This is a genomic window from Lamprocystis purpurea DSM 4197 (assembly GCF_000379525.1).
In the GTDB taxonomy this organism is placed as follows: domain Bacteria; phylum Pseudomonadota; class Gammaproteobacteria; order Chromatiales; family Chromatiaceae; genus Thiodictyon; species Thiodictyon purpureum.
In genome coordinates this window covers 1-1,681 of record NZ_KB902456.1, presented here as the reverse complement: position 1 = coordinate 1,681, position 1,681 = coordinate 1, and the positions used below count along the sequence as shown (strand labels likewise).

The window sequence follows — 1,681 nt, the reverse complement described above, 5'->3', positions numbered from 1 at the left end:
CGACGCTGGACCCGTCGGACAGGGTGACGGCGAAGGCTTTGCTGATGGGGCGATCCTCGTCGTCGTCATCAGCATCGCCGGCGCGATCGGGGGCGTCGTCGTCATCATCATCGTCCTCGTTGTCGTCCTGGTCGTCCTGGTCGTCCTCATCCTTGGCCGCCGCGAGGATCTTCGCCTCGTCGTCCTGTTTCGGCTCCGGGGACTTGACCGCTTTTTGCAGCGTGGTCAGGTCCTCCAGCAGCGCGTCAAACTCAGTGTTTGCAGTGCTCATCCGATGCTTCTCCGGTTCTGTGTATGCGCCAATACATCGCGCAAAAAGCGCTCGACCCAGCCGGAAGCCTCGTCGGGCGGTACATGGAAAGAATGGATCAAATGCTCCGCCATCGACTGCGGCCGGGGCTCGCCGCCGCTGCGCAGGTAGCGCGCCAAGGCTTCACGCACGGGGACATAGTCGACCTGGGGCTGGATGACCTGCGGGGCCGGATCGATCGACTCGACCCGCACCGCCGCGCCGCCGGTGAGGGTCGCCACGTCGGTGCCGTAGCCGGCTTCCAGGGCCTTGATCGCCGCGCCGCCCATCAGGCATTTGGCGAGGACCCCGGCCTCCATGACGGCCGCGGGCGGGACCATGGTATTGACCGGGGTGCGCGACAAGCCGATGTTGCTCCACAACACGCTGGTGACCGTAGTCTCCTGGGTCACCGGATCGACCTGCCGGCCGCCGCTCGGCACATGACCGGCCACACTCGGATACCAGGGCGTTGGCGGCGTCACCTTGGTCATGGAGTCCCAGACCATGTTCGCATTGGCCGCCACCGGGCTATCGCCGCGGTACAGTTGCGCCTTGACCAGCGTGCGGGTGTCATCGCCCGTGACTGCAATCGGCTGGCCGATGGCCCACAGATAGGGGTTATCGCCCACCGCCGCGCTGCGCTGGGTGCGATGGTCCAAGTCGATCACGCCATAGCGCAGGAAATAGTCACTGGACGCTTGCAGCGATTTCGCCAACACCCGCTCGCCCTGAAGATCCAGGTGCTCGTTGCTGGCCTCCATGTACAGGATGCGCTCGCCGCCCTCTTCGGCCGGACGCGCCTTGAACAGGCCGGACACCACCAGGACATCGTTGCTCGTATTCATGGGCGGCAGTGTGGCGTCACGACAGCGCGGGGTCGATCATTGGGCTTCATACCGACAGCATGGCGTCACGACGCGCGCGTGTCGTGACGCCATCATCACCGCAGCGGCACCGTCCGGGCGGTCGGAGCCCGTCCTCCCGCCACCTGATTGGACCGGCCTCTATGACGACGTATGCCACCGCGCACGATCCGCGCGCCCCTCACGACGAACGCAACGACGCCCTGGGGCAGTTGCAGCAGACCTACCTGCCGACGCCAAGTGACCTGATCCCGCGGGCGGACCTCGCGCCGGTCATCGACTTCATCGCCGATCAGTACGCGCAGCAGGACGCCGCCATCCTGCGCAAAGCCCAGGCGATCGACTTCATGGGACGGCCCCGCGCCAAGACCGGAATGCAATCGGTCCGCCTCGACCCCCTGCAAGCCCTGGCGTTCGGCGAGTATTACGAACGGCCCAGCGTGTTGAACACCGACGCCTTGCGCGCCATGGTCGAGCAGACGCCGATCCTCAATGCCGTGCTGCTGACCCGCATCCGCCAGGTGCA

Annotated in this window: 3 protein-coding genes; 1 reads left to right on the top strand and 2 read right to left on the bottom strand. The window is 66.0% G+C overall.

Annotated elements, in window-relative coordinates; all coding sequences use genetic code 11:
* Positions 1–271 (bottom strand): hypothetical protein (locus tag A39O_RS32760; protein WP_020504323.1); only part of this gene is annotated, 271 nt, incomplete at its 3' end.
* Positions 268–1,137, bottom strand: a complete 870-nt coding sequence (locus tag A39O_RS0108915) for a hypothetical protein (RefSeq protein ID WP_020504322.1) — start codon at positions 1,135–1,137, stop codon at positions 268–270. The genes A39O_RS0108915 and A39O_RS32760, both read right to left, overlap by 4 nt.
* 161 nt (positions 1,138–1,298) lie before the next feature.
* Here A39O_RS0108915 and A39O_RS32755 point away from each other — a divergent pair.
* The coding region (locus A39O_RS32755) for a hypothetical protein (RefSeq protein WP_040527562.1) at positions 1,299–1,681 on the top strand (383 nt) is incomplete at its 3' end.